Source organism: Devosia chinhatensis (genome assembly GCF_000969445.1).
GTDB lineage: Bacteria > Pseudomonadota > Alphaproteobacteria > Rhizobiales > Devosiaceae > Devosia > Devosia chinhatensis.
On sequence record NZ_JZEY01000054.1, the window covers coordinates 1,825,013 to 1,842,243 of the forward strand.

Annotated in this window: 15 protein-coding genes; 4 read left to right on the top strand and 11 right to left on the bottom strand. The window is 62.6% G+C overall.

The genetic code is table 11. The features are described from left to right. Positions 1 to 261: 261 nt before the first annotated feature. Positions 262 to 1,128, top strand: coding sequence for a hypothetical protein (locus tag VE26_RS08885; protein WP_046104611.1), 867 nt, complete (start codon positions 262 to 264; stop codon positions 1,126 to 1,128). A gap of 75 nt (positions 1,129 to 1,203) precedes the next feature. After that, positions 1,204 to 2,115, top strand: a complete 912-nt coding sequence (locus VE26_RS08890; RefSeq protein WP_046104612.1) for a homoserine O-succinyltransferase — start codon at positions 1,204 to 1,206, stop codon at positions 2,113 to 2,115. A gap of 44 nt (positions 2,116 to 2,159) precedes the next feature. On the opposite strand, the gene VE26_RS08895 is transcribed toward VE26_RS08890, so the two are convergent. After that, complete coding sequence (locus tag VE26_RS08895; RefSeq protein ID WP_046104613.1) at positions 2,160 to 4,142, bottom strand: PhoX family protein; 1,983 nt, start codon at positions 4,140 to 4,142, stop codon at positions 2,160 to 2,162. 139 nt (positions 4,143 to 4,281) lie between these two features. On the opposite strand from VE26_RS08895, the gene VE26_RS08900 reads away from it, so the two are divergent. Next, positions 4,282 to 5,754: a YcjX family GTP-binding protein gene (locus VE26_RS08900; protein WP_046104614.1), complete on the top strand. Its 1,473-nt coding sequence runs from the start codon at positions 4,282 to 4,284 to the stop codon at positions 5,752 to 5,754. Continuing rightward, positions 5,751 to 6,773, top strand: coding sequence for a YcjF family protein (locus tag VE26_RS08905; RefSeq protein WP_046104615.1), 1,023 nt, complete (start codon positions 5,751 to 5,753; stop codon positions 6,771 to 6,773). Before VE26_RS08900 ends, VE26_RS08905 begins: the two co-directional genes overlap by 4 nt. Here VE26_RS08905 and VE26_RS08910 read toward each other — a convergent pair. The 10 genes from VE26_RS08910 to VE26_RS08955 all read right to left on the bottom strand — a co-directional run bounded on the left by VE26_RS08910 (position 6,762) and on the right by VE26_RS08955 (position 17,193). Continuing rightward, on the bottom strand, positions 6,762 to 7,520 hold the full coding sequence (locus tag VE26_RS08910) for an EAL domain-containing protein (RefSeq protein WP_046104616.1): 759 nt from the start codon (positions 7,518 to 7,520) through the stop codon (positions 6,762 to 6,764). The two genes, VE26_RS08905 and VE26_RS08910, sit on opposite strands and share 12 nt — an antisense overlap. Positions 7,521 to 7,608: 88 nt before the next feature. Continuing rightward, entirely contained in the window at positions 7,609 to 7,929 is a 321-nt protein-coding gene (locus VE26_RS08915) for a 2Fe-2S iron-sulfur cluster-binding protein (RefSeq protein WP_046104617.1), read from the bottom strand. A gap of 164 nt (positions 7,930 to 8,093) precedes the next feature. Next, the gene (locus VE26_RS08920) at positions 8,094 to 9,119 is read right to left on the bottom strand and encodes an NAD(P)/FAD-dependent oxidoreductase (protein ID WP_046104618.1); all 1,026 of its coding nucleotides are present in this window, start codon (positions 9,117 to 9,119) and stop codon (positions 8,094 to 8,096) included. 148 nt (positions 9,120 to 9,267) lie between these two features. Further along, positions 9,268 to 10,542, bottom strand: coding sequence for a phosphoadenylyl-sulfate reductase (locus tag VE26_RS17430; RefSeq protein WP_084620155.1), 1,275 nt, complete (start codon positions 10,540 to 10,542; stop codon positions 9,268 to 9,270). Continuing rightward, entirely contained in the window at positions 10,529 to 12,187 is a 1,659-nt protein-coding gene (locus VE26_RS08930; RefSeq protein WP_046104619.1) for a nitrite/sulfite reductase, read from the bottom strand. Before VE26_RS08930 ends, VE26_RS17430 begins: the two co-directional genes overlap by 14 nt. Beyond that, entirely contained in the window at positions 12,174 to 12,497 is a 324-nt protein-coding gene (locus VE26_RS08935; RefSeq protein WP_046104620.1) for a DUF2849 domain-containing protein, read from the bottom strand. The genes VE26_RS08930 and VE26_RS08935 overlap by 14 nt, the downstream gene beginning before the upstream one ends. A 2-nt stretch (positions 12,498 to 12,499) precedes the next feature. Then, positions 12,500 to 13,900, bottom strand: a complete 1,401-nt coding sequence (gene cysG / locus VE26_RS08940) for a siroheme synthase CysG (RefSeq protein WP_046105192.1) — start codon at positions 13,898 to 13,900, stop codon at positions 12,500 to 12,502. A gap of 179 nt (positions 13,901 to 14,079) precedes the next feature. Beyond that, entirely contained in the window at positions 14,080 to 14,400 is a 321-nt protein-coding gene (locus VE26_RS08945) for a 2Fe-2S iron-sulfur cluster-binding protein (RefSeq protein WP_046104621.1), read from the bottom strand. A gap of 25 nt (positions 14,401 to 14,425) precedes the next feature. Continuing rightward, a complete protein-coding gene (locus VE26_RS08950; protein ID WP_052715777.1) occupies positions 14,426 to 15,595 on the bottom strand; it encodes a class I SAM-dependent methyltransferase in 1,170 nt (389 codons plus the stop codon). Continuing rightward, a complete protein-coding gene (locus VE26_RS08955) occupies positions 15,592 to 17,193 on the bottom strand; it encodes a peptide chain release factor 3 (protein ID WP_046104622.1) in 1,602 nt (533 codons plus the stop codon). The genes VE26_RS08950 and VE26_RS08955 overlap by 4 nt, the downstream gene beginning before the upstream one ends. Positions 17,194 to 17,231: the final 38 nt, after the last annotated feature.

A 17,231-nucleotide genomic window follows, 5' to 3' on the forward strand; every position in this document is an offset into this window, starting at 1 on the left:
CTCCGTAAACCCGATCGCGCCCCTGGACGCTTTTCCCACCCAGCAATGCAAGGGAAATGCCAAAGTGCTCGGCCCTTGATTCATTGAGGGTTTTTCGTCTGAACGCGGCAGAATACGGCGATAAGGCGGCAGAAGAATCCGGGTGGGCGGCAGAATTTGCCGTGCGCTTGTGATGCAGGGCTCGTTGGGTTATTGCCTTCGCCAAACGGGGCGCCCTGCCCCGGCTGCAATTTGGGCGGCCAGCCCTGCGGAGCGGTGCATATGCTGTTTTCCAGCGTCGATGAATTTGTCAAAGCCCCACGCCGCGCGGTCACCGTCTTTGGCATGGCCGGTGTCGGCAAGACCCGCCTGTCCAACATGCTGCGCGAAAATCACTGGTTTCACTACTCGGCCGACTACCGCATCGGCACGCGCTACATGGGCGAGTTCATTGTCGACAATTTCAAGCACGAGGCGATGAAGGTGCCGTTCCTTGCGCAGCTGCTGCGCACGGACTCAATCTATATCTCATCCAATATCACCTTCGATAACCTCGACCCGCTCTCGACCTATCTGGGCACGCCCGGCGATCCCAATCGCGGCGGCCTGCCGCTTGCGGAATACCAGCGTCGTCAGGAGCAGCACCGGGTGGCCGAAATCGCCGCCCTGGGCGACCTTCCCTATTTCATCGACCGCGCCAAGACACTCTATGGCTATGACGATTTCATCGCCGATACCGGCGGCTCGCTGATCGAGGTGATCGATCCCACCGATCCGCAGGATGCGGTGGTCAAAACGCTGACCGATCACACGGCCCTCATCTATATCCGCGGCACCGAGGATAATGCCGTCGATCTGGTCAAGCGGTTCAGAAAGTCGCCAAAACCGATGTATTACCGCCCCGAATTTCTTGTGCAGAAATGGGCCGAGTACAAACTGATCCATGGCATCCACGACGACGATGACGTGGACCCTGCCGGCTTCGGCGCCTGGGGCTTCGAAGCCCTCCTGCGCGACCGCCTGCCTCGCTATCAGGCGCTGGCCGACAATTTCGGCTATGTGGTGGAAGCCTCCGATCTTGCCATCGTCCGCGATGGCGACGAATTCGTCGATCTGGTTGCCGCCGCCATCGAGAAGCGAATGCGCTAGCGCGTTCTACGGGAACACCCGGAGTACGCGCCACGCTTGAATCGCTTTCTCATTGCACCCAGCTAAGAGGCTGTCATGCCTATCCGAATTCCCGATAACCTGCCCGCCAGAAAAACCCTTGAAGCCGAGGGCGTCTATGTCATGGATTCCAGCCGCGCCGCGCGGCAGGACATCCGCCCGCTCGAGTTTGGCCTGCTCAACCTGATGCCGAACAAGGAGCGCACCGAGACACAGTTCACTCGCCTGATCGGCGCCACCCCGCTGCAGATCAATCTCAGCCTCGTGCGCATCACCGAACACCAGTCCAAGCACACGTCCGAGGAATACCTCACCTCCTTCTACCAGACCTGGGAAGAGGTGAAGGAGCGCAAGTTCGACGGCTTCATCGTCACCGGCGCCCCCATCGCCAATATCCCCTTCGAGGATGTGCGCTATTGGCCCGAAATGCTCGAAATCATGGAGTGGACGCGCACCAATGTGCACCACACCATGTTCATCTGCTGGGGGGCACAGGCCGCGTTGCACCATTTCCACGGCGCGCGCCGCTACCGCATGGACAACAAGGCTTTCGGCGTCTTCCGGCACCAGATCGTCAAGCCCGGCTCGCCCTGGCTGCGCGGCCTGTCCGACAGCCCGATGATCCCGGTCTCGCGCTACAATGACATCGACCGCGCCAGCATCGGCGACGATCTCGACGTGCTGATCGACAATGCCGATCTCGGGCTCTGCATGCTCGAACGCAAGGATGGACGCGCGGTCTATTTCCTCAATCACCTGGAATATGACAACCGCTCGCTGGCCGACGAATATGAGCGCGACATCGCCGCTGGCCTCGACACGCCGCCGCCCGCCAATCTCTTCCCCGATGGCGACACCAGCCAGGAGCCGGAAAACCGCTGGCGCAGCCACGCCCATCTGCTGTTCCAGAACTGGATCAACGAGATCTACCAGACCACGCCCTATAGACTGGACGAGATCGGAAACTAAAAAAGGGGCCCTGCTGGGCCCCTTCCTATTGGCATTCCACCGGATCAGACGGCGATCTTGCCGCCACCCTGCTTGGTGACGACGACTACCGACGGGCGGGTCGGCATGGCATCGTCGAAATCAGGCCAGCGGGTGGAGAGGTCCTCGTAGTAGGACGGACGGCCGAAGCCTTCCCAGTCGTCGCCGCCATCGGCCGGGTGCTGCACGGCGAGGAACAGCGTTTCGCCATCCTCAGTAAAGACCGGGCCGCACATTTCAGCGCCCACCGGCACGCGGAAGAAGAGCTTGGACGTCGCGCGGGCATCGCCCTCGGTATCCACGGCCCAAAGGCCATCGGTACGACCCGTGCCGGACGGGCTGTTGCCATCGGTGGACACCCACAGGCGCCCATCGCTGTCCACGGCGCAATTGTCCGGCATGCCGAACCAGCCATTGGCGGTGGTGTCGGTCGAGAAGGTGGCGCCGACTTCAGCGATGGACGGGTCACCGCATTTAAGCAGGATTTCCCAGCTGCCGGTCTCGGCAGCGAAGTCGCCATCCGCCTCGGCGATTTCGATGATATGACCGAAGGCATTCTTGGCCGTCGGGTTGGCGGCATCGACCTGGTCCGCCTCGCGGCGGGTATTGTTGGTCAGCATGACATAGACCTTGCCATTGCTGGCATTGGGTTCGATGTCCTCGGGGCGATCCATCTTGGTGGCGCCGAGCAGGTCGGCGGCGCGGCGCGTTTCAATGACGACGTCGGCCTGGCTGGCAAAGCCGTTATCTTCCGTCAGCGGACCCTGGCCGTGAACCAGCGGCATCCACTCCATGGAGCCGTCTTCTGCGAAGCGGGCGACATAGAGCGTGCCCTCGTCCAGCAGGTCCATATTGGCCGCACGATCATCGGGATTGTAGGTGCCCGACGTCACGAACTTATAAACATAGTCGAAGCGCTCGTCGTCGCCGAGATAGAAGACGACGCGGCCATCCTTGCTGACGATGGATTCCGCGCCTTCATGCTTGAAGCGGCCCAGCGCCGTGCGCTTCTTGGGCACCGAGTTCGGGTCCATCGGGTCGACTTCGACGATATAGCCGAAGCGGTTGGGCTCGTTGGGCTCCTTGGAGACGTCGAAGCGATCGTAATGCGCGGCCCATTCATAGGAGCCTTCCGGAATGCCCAGGCGGTCATAGTTGGCAGCCTCGGGATGATCGGACGGCAACTCGCCGCCGAAATAGCCGTGGATGTTTTCCTCGGCCATGATGTAGGTGCCCCAGGGCGTGACGCCGCCGGCGCAATTGTTGATCGTGCCGAATACCTTGGTTCCGGTCGCATCGGCATTGGTCTTGAGCCGGTCATGGCCGGCGGCCGGGCCGGTCAGCTGCATCTCGGTTTCCGCGGTGATGCGGCGATTGTACTGGCCGTCCTTGACCACCTGCCACTTGCCGTCGACCTTCTCGATCTCAACGATCGTGCCGCCATGGGCCATCAGCTCGATATCGACCTGCTCCTTGGTGAGCGCATTCATGGTGATCTCGCCTTCGGCAAGGGTCACCAGGCCCGGAAACATCAGGTGCGGATTGGTATATTCGTGGTTGACCACGAGCAGGCCGTGTTCGTCCGAGCCATCGAGCGGGATATAGCCGACATAGTCGTTATTGTAGCCGAACTGGCGCGCCTGGGCGGCCGCGCTCTGGTTGGCCGGGTCGAATTCGGGCGCATCGGGGAAGAGGCCATCGCCCCAGCGCAGCAGCACATCGGCGTCATAGCCTTCGGCGACGTGATGGGTTTCATCCACGCCGGCTTCGACTTCATTGAAGGAGAAAGCCGAATTGCCGGCAGCCTTGGCGTCGCCTGCGGTCAGGATCGCCAGCGGGCTGACCGTGGCGGCGATGGCCGAAACGGCCAGCGAGCCCTTGAGAAAACCGCGGCGGGAAAAGCGGGCGCTGATCAGCTCGCCCATCGTGGGATTGCCGGACGTATTCCGCGGCGCCGCATCGGCAGCCTCCAGCTGGGACGTCTTGAAGATCGGGGTTTGGTCGTTCATCGGGTGCTCCTCACAGCAACCGCCTGTCGGGGCGGACCGGGAGGGCTTAAGCGCTGCGCCTGACGTCCCGGTAACAACGCAATGACAATTGGATGACGGCGCGCCGCTCTTGCATTGCCGGGACGAGCCCCTACCTTGCATGAACAAGAGGGATTCCGCCTTGCCGCAGCCGCCGACCACACTGACCGACGAACTGGGCATAGCCCTCTCCAATCTGGCCGATAGCGCGACGGGCGTCTTCACGCCCACCCTTCGCCTCGGCGTCACCGGCCTCAGCCGCGCCGGCAAGACCATTTTCATCACTGCCCTCGTGCATAACCTGCTGACCCAGGGGCGACTGCCCGGCTTTGCCCCGCTGGCCGATGGCCGCTTCATCGGCGCCAAGCTGGCCGAATATCCCGACGCCACCATTCCCCGCTTTGCCTATGAGCAGCATCTGGCGGCGCTGACGGCCAATCCCCCATTCTGGCCGGAAAGCACGCGGCGGATTTCCCAGCTGCGCATTGTCATCAAATATCAGTCGGCCAAATGGTGGTCCGGCATGCGCGGCCCCGCCACGCTCAATCTCGATATCGTCGATTATCCCGGCGAATGGCTGCTCGACCTGCCTTTGCTGGGCCTGTCCTTTGCCGAATGGAGCGCCCAGGCGCTGGATCGGGCCCGCCAACCGGGCCATGAAGCCGAGGCCACCGAATTCCTCCGCGAGCTCGACAGCACCGATATCTCCAGGGACGCCAACGATATCGATGCGGAACGCCTCGCTTCTGCCTTCACCACCTATCTGCGCCGCTCGCGCGAACATGGCGCGCTCTCGACCCTCCCGCCCGGTCGCTTCCTGCTGCCCGGCGATCTCGAAGGTTCTCCCGCGCTGACCTTTGCGCCCCTGCCCCGGCCCGTTGGCACACACCGCAATTCCAGCCTCTATGCCATGCTGGAAAACCGCTATGAATCCTACAAGGACCGCATCGTCCGCCCCTTCTTCCGCGATCATTTCGCCCGTCTCGACCGCCAGATCGTGCTGGTCGATACGCTACGCGCCCTCAATGCCGGCCCGGCCGCCGTCAACGACCTCGAAGTCGCCCTCACCGAGGTTCTCGCCTGCTTCCGCCAGGGCGAGTCCAACCTGCTGCTGCGCCCCTTCAATCGCCGCGTCGATCGCATTCTCTTTGCCGCGACCAAGGCCGACCATGTCCATCACACCAGTCACGACCGGCTCGAAGCCATCCTCAATCGCCTGGTCGGCATGGCGCGAAACCGCGCGCGTTTCGCAGGCGCCGAAACCCGCTCCATCGCCATGGCCGGCATTCGCTCCACCAGCGAGGGCACGATCCGCGAGAATGGCGAAACCCTGCCCACGCTGATCGGCACCCCGCTCAATGGCGAAGTGCTGGACGGCACCAGCTATGATGGCAAAACCGAAATTGCTCTATTTCCCGGTGACCTGCCGGAGCGTCCGGATTCATTGTTCGAGAACGGCAATCCGGTCGGGCTGAATTTCCTGCGCTTCGCCCCGCCCCAGCGGCTCGAGCGCAATGCCGATGGCGAACCCGTCCTGCCCCATATCCGCCTCGACCGGGCGCTCGACTACCTCATTGGAGACTGGATGGCATGAAGCGCCCCGTCGCCCACACGATCACCCGCCCCGAGGATGCTGCCGGTGCCAGCCGCGCCCCGCGCGCCTTCACGCCCGACCGCGCCGAAATCGTCGAGGTGGCCTTCGATCCCGCGCCGGATCCCGAGCTGATCACGCCCCCGCCTCGCCGCATGGGCTGGATCGGGCGCGTCGCCTGGACCACGGGCGGCATTCTCGTTTCCGCCGGCCTCGGCCTTGCCGCCGACCGGCTGATCCGCGACCTTTTCGCCAGCAACCAATATCTCGGCTATGTCGGGCTCGGCCTGCTGGGCGCATTCCTCGTCGCCATCGCGGCCCTGGTGCTGCGCGAAGTCCTCGCTCTGCGCCGTCTCCGCGTGCTCGACGCGCTCAAGGCCGACGCCACCCGCGCCGCCGCCGACAACGACCGAAAGCGCGCAGGGGTAGTCATCGACCACCTCGAGGGCGTCTATGCCGCCCGTCCCGATCTCGCCCGCGCCCGCGAAACCGTAATAACCAATCTTCCCAATCTCTTCGACGGCCAAGAAGTCATTACCCTGGCCGAACGCAGCCTCATGGCCCCGCTCGATGCGCGCGCCAAGGCGCTGACCGCCGCCTCCGCGCGGCGCGTGGCCTTGGTCACCGCCGTTTCGCCCCGTGCGCTGATCGACATCGCCTTCGTCATCTATGAAAGCATCCGCCTCGCCGGTGCCATCGCCGCGCTCTATGGCGCGCGCCCCGGCTTTTTCGGCTTCTGGCGGCTGGCAGGCTCCGTGCTTGCCCACCTCGCCGTCACCGGCGGCCTCGTGCTCACCGATGGCGTCGTGGAGCAACTGGTCGGCCAAGGGCTTGCCGCCAAGCTCGCCGCCCGGCTGGGCGAAGGCGTCGTCAATGGCCTCATGACCGTGCGTGTCGGCATCGCCGCCATGCGCGTCGTCCGCCCCCTGCCCTTCGACGCCCTGCCCCAACCCATGGTCCGGGATTTTATTCCCGAACTGGTCAAGGTTACCCAGGATGCCGGCAAGGGCTCAGGCGGCTAGCGCCAGCTGTTCGGACGAGGCGAAGGCCTCGATCTGCGGCTTGGCGAAGTAATAGCCCTGAAAGAGGTTGATCCCGGCGCCCCGCAATGTGAGCAGTTCGGCTTCCGTTTCCACGCCCTCGGCCAGCACCTCGATATCGAGCTGGCGCGCAATGCTGACGATCCCGGCAACGATAACCTGTCGGGCGGGCGAAGTGTCCACGCCACGCAGCAGGTCCATGTCGATCTTGATGAGATCGGGCTGGAACTTGGCCAGCAGCCCAAGGCCCGCATAACCGGCACCGAAATCATCCAGCGCCGTTATGAAGCCCATGCGTTTGTATTCGGCCACGATATTGGCCACATGGGCCGCATCGGCCATGTGCTCGTTCTCCGTGAATTCGAACATCAGCCGCGTGGGATTGAAGCGGGTGCGGGCGGCGGCGGCAAGCGTGGCGCGAATACAGGCGCGCGGCTCGTAAACGGCATTGGGCATGAAGTTGATCGAGAGCCGCGCATCCGATGCTTCGGGCAGGAATTGGCCCGCCAGCTCGATGGCCTTGACCCGGCAGGCCTGGTCGAAAACGTAGCGGTTGGCATCCGTCACGGCGGAGAGGACCGACGCCGCCCCCTGGCCGTCCATCCCGCGCACAAGAGCCTCATAGCCCCAGATGCGCTGGGCACCCATGTCGACAATGGGGTGAAAGGCCATTGTAAAGGGCAACGGAAATTCTTCGCCGTCACGGCAGCCCTGGCAACCTGTGCCCATTTGATAACCTATGTTACTATAGAATAAGGAATTTTCCTCATCCTGCAGCAACAGGCCTTAACGCATCGCCAATGACGATGACTTGTGATCAGTCCTTGGCCGCGCTCGGTGCCAGCGTCAGCTTCAGTCCGTCCAGGGCGTCTGAGCACAGGATCTGGCAGGAGAGGCGCGAGTTCGTCTTCACATCGCCGACGCTGTCGAGCATATCCTCTTCCTCGTCGCTCGGCGCGCCAACCGCGTCGAGCCACTCCGAATCCACATAGCAGTGGCAGGTGGCGCAGCTCAGCGCCCCGCCGCACTCGGCTTTGATATTGAGGCCCCAGTCACGGATCACTTCCATGACGCGCCAGCCCTCGAGCCCTTCGAGCTCGTGCACGTCGCCAGCCTGGTCGGTAACGATGATCTTCATGAAAAAGCGCTCCTCAACAGCGCGATGGGGATAGCGGGTTGAGGGGCCACCCGCAAGGCTATCCTTCCTGCGGCACCACCCGGCTTTACCGGGTGGTCCATGCTCCCGCTGAGCTGTACTGCCAGGACAAGTCCGCCAATGACCCGGGAGGCGCGGATAGTGCCTTACGCCACGCCCAGCTTCTTCTGCAGCTTTGTCGAACTGGTCGTGTACTGGAACACCACTCGTTCGCCCGGCGAGATGATGGCCTTGGCCGCCTGCGCCATCAGCGCGGCTTCATGGAAGCCGGAGAGGATCAGCTTGAGCTTGCCGGGGTAGTAGTTGATGTCGCCGATGGCGAAGATGCCAGGCACCGAGGTCTCGAACTTCTCGGTATCGACCACGATCGTATTGTCGTTGAGCTCCAGCCCCCAATCGGCCACCGGACCGAGCTTCATGGTGAGGCCGAAGAACGGCAGCAGGCGCGTCGCCGGGATCGAAAGGTCACCGGCCTCGGTCGCCAGATGCACATGGTTGATCTGTCCGTCATCGCCGTCGAGCTTGGCGATCTGGCCGAGCTGGAAATTGACCTTACCCTCGGCCACCAGCTCCTTCATCTTGTTGACGGATGCCGGCGCCGCCTTGAAGGCGTCGCGGCGATGCACCAGCGTCAGCGTCCGTACGATGGGCTGCAGGTTGAGCGTCCAGTCCAGCGCCGAATCTCCACCGCCGACAATGACCACGTCCTGCCCGCGGAAATCTTCCATCTTGCGCACGGCATAGAAGACCGACTTGTTCTCATACTGCTCGATTTCGGGCACAGGCGGGCGCTTGGGCTGGAACGAGCCACCACCGGCCGCGATCACCACCACCTTGGTGAAAAAGGTCTCGTCGGCATCGGTCTGCAACTTGAACGAACCGTCTTCCAGCTTCTCGATGGAATTGACCATGCGCGAGAAATGGAATTCGGGCGAGAATGGCGCGATCTGCGCCATCAGATTGTCGGTCAGCTGCTGGCCAGTGACGACCGGAAAGCCGGGAATGTCATAGATCGGCTTTTCCGGATAAAGCTCGGCACACTGCCCGCCCGGGCGGTCGAGAATGTCAATGAAGTGACATTTAAGGTCGAGCAATCCGAGTTCGAAGGCTGCGAACAGCCCGCAGGGGCCCGCGCCAATGACAACGACATCGGTGGTGATCTCAGTGCTCATCTTCAAAGTCCATTCGACACCGGAACCGCATGGGGTTCCGGACTTGGTCCCATCGGGGCACGCTGCCCCGCTTGTGTTGATGGGAACCGCCGCTGTCACCAGCGGCCCCGGCTCTGCCCGTAAAGGCGACTAACTCAATCCACTTATCTTACGATACGCGGCGAAGGAAGGGGCGCGTACCCAGCGGAATTTCCGTGACACCGACGGGCTGGTAGAACACCGCCACTTCCGGCAGACGGTTTTCGATCAAGGCCTCGCGTGTCGGCTCGTGGGTGACGACCAGCGCATTGATCCCGCAGCGACGCATCAACGGAATCTGGTCCTGCAGAACATCGCCTATAGCCCTGATTTCGCCCGCATATCTATAGCGCTCGGAGAGCAGCCGCGCCGTGGAATAGCCCCGACCATCTGTAAAGGCCGGGAACCGGATCGCCACCGAAGCAAAGCGCGTCAGGTCGTCAACCACGTCTTCGATCTTTTCGCCAGGCGACACCAGGAGGCCGAGCGGATGCGGATTGGCCAGGAACTCCGCGCGGTTCGCGAGAAAGACCGGCAGCGGCACATGCACATAGCGCGCTTCGGATGGATTGGCGCCCTCTTCCCAGTCCTTGAACGGGTCGGCGATGAAGGCACCGTCTTTGAACAGATTATGGCGGTTTGCAGCTTTCATCGGATTGGCGATCGCTCCACTGAAATCGTAATGGATGCCGCATTCCTTCTTGTTGAGGCCGCGCCACCGTCCGGCGCGCGGATCCTCGCCCTCGGCAACGATCGAGGTACAGGGCGCGCAGCCGATTGACTTGTAGCCTTTGGCATAGAGCGGATGCTCGGGCAAGTTATGCTTCTGGCGGTATTCGACCACGTCCGCATCGGTGAAATAGGCCAGCGGATTGACCTTGATGCGGTCGTCGCTGGTCAACTCGAAATGCGGCAGTACGCCCCGTTCCTTCGTCTGGTAGCGCTTACGCCCGGTGACCCAGCCGCCATATTGCTCGGTGATCGGCTCCAGCGGCTCCGTCTTGCGGATATGGCAGCAGGAATCGGGGTCTGTCTCCCAAAGATCGCCTTTGGGATCGAACCGCTTCACGTCGTCCGGATTGGGATGGATGGCATGAACGTTGATGAGACCGAACTGCGACTTCAGCGTTTCGACATAGTCCAGCGTCTCGGCGAAGTGTTTGCCGGTTTCTAGGAAATAGACCGGCATGGATGGATCGACCTGCGCCACCATGTGCAGCAGTACGGCAGAATCCGCACCGAAGGACGAAACGATGGCGAGGTCACCTGGCAGGACGTCGCTCACCGCATAGCGCAACACCCCGACCGCATCCATTTCGTCGAACATGCCATTGAGCGCAAGAATGCCCAGGGCCCGCAGCTTGTCATTGGCCACCGGAACAGGGGCGAGTTTAGGCATTGCCATACAACGCCTCCTTGAACGGAGCGTCACCCAGCCGGCGGTAGGTCGCGAGGAAAGTCTCATCCGCGCTCTGCCGCTGGGCGATATAGAAGTCCACCAGCTTTTCGATGGCGCCCGGCACCGCGTCGGCTTCGAAGCCCGGCCCGATGATCTTGCCCACCGACGCACCTTCCGTAGCGTCGCCGCCTAGGGTGATCTGGTAGAGCTCGCCGCCCTTCTTCTCGACGCCCAGAATGCCGATGTGGCCCACATGATGATGCCCGCAGGCATTGATGCAGCCGGAAATCTTGATCTTGAGATCGCCGATGTCCTTCTGCCGCTCGGGCGCGGCAAAGGTCTTGGAAATTTCCTGCGCGATCGGAATCGAGCGGGCGTTTGCCAGGGCGCAGAAGTCGAGCCCCGGGCAGCAGATCATGTCGGTGATGAGGTTGTTATTGCCCTCCGCCAGACCATTGGCCACCAGGATGTCATAGACCGCCCTCAGATCGCCGACCGCTACATGGGGCAGAACCAGGTTCTGCTCATGGGTCACCCGCAATTCGTCATGGGAATAGCGCTCGGCCAGATCCGCCACCACGTCCATCTGCACATCGGTGGCATCGCCGGGCGCGCCACCAATGGGCTTGAGCGAAATCGTCACCGAGGCATACCCGGGCACGCGATGGGGATGGAGATTGTTGTCGAGCCAGCGGCCATAGGCCGGGTCGATGATCGATTGATAGGCCACGTCAACCGTGTCGCCGGAGCGGTCGGCAAAATCGGGCGGCGCGAAATAGGCCGTGATCCGGTCGAGCTCCTCCTGCGGCAGTGTCAGCACGCCCCCGCGCACTTCGGCGAATTCAGCTTCCACCTGCCCCTTGATGCTTTCGAGGCCCTCTTCATGCACCAGGATCTTGATGCGCGCCTTGTACTTGTTGTCCCGGCGGCCATAGCGGTTGTAAACGCGCATAATGGACTCGAGATAGGCCAGCAAATGCTCGTTCGGCACGAAGCTGTTGATCAGCTTGGCAATCATCGGCGTGCGGCCGAGGCCTCCACCGACCCAGACTTCCCAGCCGATATTGCCCGACGCATTCACCGCCGCCTGCAGGCCGATGTCGTGGAAGCGGATCGCAGCACGATCGTTCGGCGAGCCGGTGATGGCGATCTTGAATTTGCGCGGCAGGTAGGAAAATTCCGGATGCAGGCTCGACCATTGCCGCAGGATTTCGGCGATGGGGCGCGGATCGATGATCTCGTCCGCCGCGGCGCCGGCAAACTGGTCGGTGGTAACATTGCGGATGCAATTGCCCGAGGTCTGGATGGCGTGCATCTCCACGCTCGCCAGCTCTTCGAGGATCACCGGAATGTCCTTGAGCTTGGGCCAGTTGAACTGGATGTTCTGCCGCGTCGTAAAGTGACCATAGCCGCGGTCATAGGTCCGCGCGATATGGGCCAGCTTGCGCATCTGGCGTCCACTGAGCGTGCCGTAGGGAACCGCGATCCGCAGCATATAGGCGTGAAGCTGCAGATAGAGCCCGTTCATAAGCCGTAAAGGCCGGAACTGGTCCTCACTCAACTCACCCGAAAGACGGCGCTTCACCTGGTCGGAAAACTGCGCCGTGCGACCCGCTACGAAAGCGGCGTCGAATTCGTCATATCGATACATGCCCGTCGTCACCTAAGTGCTGGCGATCATACGCCTGCCCATTGAGAGTTAGGGGAGCGGTGGGGCCCGCCGCCCGGATGCGTTCGCGCAGGCGCTTGGGCACGATCTGGCCGCCTTCCTGCGTCACTTCTTCGATTTCAAGGCTGATGATGCGTCCGGTCGCCTTGGTGGCGGCCAGGGCCGCATCGCGCTCGGCAATCTCGTCCTTTGAGAACAGGCGTGCGGCCTGCAGATCTTCCACCCAGGCGCCATTGGCGTCGAGATAGACTGTACCGCCTGAGGTCAATTCATTGCCGGTGAGAATTTCCATGCCTAAGCTACCTTGAAATTAGTCGCAGCCGCCGCGGCGGCATTGTGCCAGTCGCCCTGCGCCACCGCGCGGCCCACCAGGATGACGGCCGGACCGTTTACGAAATCCACGGCGCCAGCTGCCAGGGCTCCCAGCGTGCCTGCATAGGAGGTGCTGTCCGAACGCCCGGCATTGACGACAATCCCGATGGGCAGGTCAGCGGCAGCACCCTGGGCCATCAGGCGCGATGCCGTCTCCGCCGCAATGGCCTTGCCCATGTAGAGGGCCAGCGTCAAACCAGATTGGGCCAGCGAGGCCCAATGCGCCAGATCGCTATCGTCAGCGCCATGCGCCGTCGCCATGACAAAGCCGCTCGATACCTTGCGCAGCGTCACCGGCGTGGCCGTATCGGCCGCGGCAGCCAGCGCCGCACTTACGCCGGGCACGATCTGGTAGGGTAGCCCCGCCTTGCGCAGAGCCTCGATTTCCTCGCCCGCCCGACCGAACACCATGGGATCGCCGGACTTGAGACGCGCGACTTTCTTGCCTTCGCCGGCCAGCCGGACAATCAGCGTATTGATCTGCGCCTGCGAAAACGAATGATGTCCTCGCGCCTTGCCGACACAGATCTGCTCGGCATCGCGACGGCCCATCTGCACCACGGCAGCAGGCACCAATTGATCATGCACGATCACGTCGGCCTGTTGCAGCAGCCGCTGGGCCCGCAACGTCAGCAGGTCCTCCGCACCGGGACCTGCACCGATGAGCCAGACGACGCCCTGCCCGCGTTCCTGTGCGGCATGGGCCGAAAGCAGGAATTCGGCTTCCGCGAGCCCCGCCACGGGGCTGGCCGACACCGCGCGCTCGACGGCAGGGGACGACACCAGCGCCTCGTAATAGCGCCGACGCGCCGGACCGTCGTGAATCAGGCTTTCAACCCGCTGGCGCAACCCACCGGCCAGCCTGGCAATTCTGCCGATCCCCGGCGCCAGCAGCGCCTCGACCTGCGCTCGCACCAGCCGCGCCAGCACCGGAGCGTCGCCTTCAGTGGAAATAGCCACCGTCAGCGGCGCCCGCTCGACGATGGAGGGGGTGTAGAAATCGCACTCTGCCGGAACGTCGACCACATTGAGCGGAATGTTCAGCCGCCGCGCTTCGGCCTTGGCGATCTCGGCCGCTGCGCTCTCCTCGCCGACAAAAACCAGTGCCGCCCCGGCAACATCGCCAGCCGTAAGGGCACGGTTGAAAATCGTCACGGGAAAGGAGGAGAAATCAGCCTCGACGTGCTCGGCATAAATCTCGACTAAAGCAGTCGTCTTGGAAACCAGCCGGACCTTATTGAGGGCTTCATCGCCGCCGCCGACGATGATGATACGCTTGCCCTTTACCTTGTAGCTCAACGGAAATGTGTTGAGGTGCCGCATGCTGTCCTTGTCCATGAGATAGGCACAGATACCCCAAGCGGAGCGCCCACAACAAGGCGCTGAGAATCAATCGCTTTTATATTTCCCTGCAGAGCCGTCCTTTGGAACGCCGACAATGACTTTTGCCGCGTGCCGCCAAATGAATCTGTGGACATAGCCTGGAGAGAAATTTTTGCCAGTTAGCCTTGGCGGGTCGGCACATGCACGACAAGCCCATCCAGCTCCTGTCGCACCTTGATCTGGCAGGAAAGCCGGCTGCTGTCGCGCACGTCGAAAGCAAAATCGAGCATGTCTTCCTCCATGGACGAAGGGCCGCCCACGGTCTGGCGCCATGCGTCGTCGACATAGACATGGCAGGTGGCACAGGTGCAGGCGCCGCCGCACTCTGCCACGATGCCAGGCACCGCGTTCATGATCGCGGTTTCCATGACGGTCGAGCCGTTCTCCCCTTCGGTGTCGATGCGTTCGCCCTGGGAGGTGACATAGGTGATCTTGGTCATGGGGAGCCTGTGTGTCTTTCGAAGATCAAAGGCCCAGAAGGCCTTCGAGATAATGCTTGTCGATGCCGAACAGTGTCTTGACCGCCGCGATACGGTCAAGCGCGGCCTGCCGCGACCCTGCGCCGCCCTTCTGCGCGACGATCAGGTTGTTCTTGGGCGTATGCGCGTCCGAGACGAATTCGAAGACCTTGGTCCGATAACCCGAGGCTTCGAGGATCAAGGCGCGCAGCCCGTCCGTGACCATCTCGGCCTGCTTTTCCATGAACGTGCCATGGCGCAGGAGGAAATCGAGACTCTGGTCCGGCACACCCGCCTCCATCTGCCGGCGGATCTGCTTGTGGCAGCATGGCGCGACGGCAATCAGCTCTGCCCCCGCTGAGATACCCCGGTAAATCGCATCATCCGTCGCCGTGTCGCAGGCATGCAGCGCGATCACGGCGTTAGCGCCGCTGGCATCATAATCGAGAATCGACCCCGCCTCGAAGCGAAGCCCCTCGAAACCGGACGCCTGTGCCGTGGCATTGCCGTCGCTCACCAATTGCGGGCGCAGCTCGACGCCGATGACCTCTGCCCTTGCGCCCTGGCTCGCGAGATAGTCGTAGAGCGCAAAGTCGAGATAACCCTTGCCTGCGCCCATATCCACGATCCGTGGACTTTCTGCCTTAAGTCCCTGAATCAGGGGCGCAAAGATTTCGACCATCTTGTTGATCTGGCGGAACTTATCCTGGGCAGTGTTGCGCACTGCACCGTCCTTGCCCGTAATGCCAAGAGCGTACAGCCAAGGCTTGCTTGTCTCGGCCAGAGGTCTGTTCTTGGCGCGATCATGCCCACTTGACGCTGCCTCTCGCCCAGCCACATCCCTCCGCTTGAGCCGCATCGTGTCGCCCTGCCGCTCGAATTGCAGGTCAAAGCCCATGGTCTCCAGCCGTGCGCTGCGCCAATCCTCGGTAAGCCCGGTGGTCAGTAAAAGCGCCGCTTCATTGAGCGTCAGGTTCTTGGTGATGTCGCGCGTCTTGTAGCGGAAAACGAAGCTCAACCGCTCCCCGGCCTTGATGGCGACCTTGCGGGCCTCGGCCGATTTGAGTTCCGCTTCCGGGCCCTGATAGCCACCGAGCTTGAGGCGCGTCAGCGTTCCTTCGGTGAAAGCGAGCTGCACCGCAGCGACGAACTCGCCGATGCGGTCGAGCGTGGTCAATGTCGCTCCTTGGTGGTGAGAAAGCGAATCTTGGGCCAGTCCTGCTTGGCCCTGTCCGCCCACCAGGCATTCTGCGCCAGGAACACCGGCGCCTCGGCGCGATCTTCCGCCATGTTCATCTTCTGGGCGGTGATGAAGCGCTTGAGCTCTTCGGGATCGTCGCTCTCGACCCAGCGCGCCACTTCATATCCCAGCGATTCGAACGTGATCGGCACGCCATATTCCTTGGCTACCCGCGCCGACAAAACTTCGAGCTGCAATTGGCCCACCACGCCAACGATCCAGTCGGCACCGACCATGCGCCGGAACACCTGGGTCACGCCCTCCTCGGAGAGGTCGGAAAGCGCCTTGGCCATCTGCTTGGTCTTCATTGCATCGGTCAACCGCACGCGGCGGATGATTTCCGGCGCGAAGTTCGGAATGCCCGTCACATTGATATTGGCGCCTTCGGTCAATGTATCGCCGACCGATAATGTGCCGTGATTGGGAATGCCGACGATATCTCCGGCCACGGCCTCTTCGGCCAGCTCGCGATTATTCCCGAAGAAGAACATCGGGTTCGAAACGGCCATGTCCTTGCCCGAACGCACATTCTTCAGCCGCATGCCGCGCTCGAATGTCCCCGAGCACAGGCGCACGAAGGCAATGCGGTCGCGGTGATTGGCGTCCATATTGGCCTGCACCTTGAACACGAAGCCCGTTACCTTCTTGTCCGCTGGAGCGATGGGCGCCGGGATGGCCGGCTGCGGCCGCGGCTCCGGGCCCCAGTCGCCCAGCGTGCGCAGCAACTCGGCCACCGACACGCCCTTGAGCGCCGAGCCGAACAGCACCGGGCTGAGATGACCGGCATGAAACGTGTCGAGATCGAAAGTCGGGAGCATGGCCTGGGCCATTTCCAGCGTTTCGAGCGCCGTCATGAAGACCGGGTTTTCGACCAGCGCCTCGACCTCAAGCAGGTCTTCGAGCGCCTCGTACTCGGCGATGATCTTGCCCTGCGGATTGAGCACGCGCTTTTCGATGAGGTCTATATAACCGCCGAAATCCACGCCTTGCCCGATCGGCCACAGGACCGGCGTCAGGTCCAGCGCCAGCTTGCCCTGAATTTCGTCGATCAGGTCGAGCGGCGACTGGCCCTCGCGGTCGACCTTGTTGATGAAGGTGATGATCGGAATGTCGCGCAGCCGGCAGACTTCGAAGAGCTTGAGGGTCTGCGCCTCGATGCCCTTGGCGGCGTCGATCACCATGATCGCGGCGTCCACTGCGGTCAGGGTACGATAGGTGTCCTCGGAGAAGTCCGAGTGGCCCGGCGTGTCGAGCAGATTGAGGGTCAGCCCGTCATAATCGAAGGTCATCACCGATGAGGTGATGGAAATGCCGCGCTGCTGCTCCATTTCCATCCAGTCCGAGCGCGTCGAGCGCTGGCCGGCCTTGCCGCGCACGGCACCGGCGGACTGGATCGCGCCCGCGGCCGCCAGCAGGCGTTCGGTCAGCGTCGTCTTGCCGGCGTCGGGGTGCGAAATGATCGCAAAGGTACGCCGCAGGCGGTATGGTTCGGAAACAGGCCGGGGCGAGACCTCGGCAGCAGAAGCAATGGACATGGAACGCTGGACTGTTGGGCAACCGCAACCGGCGCGGC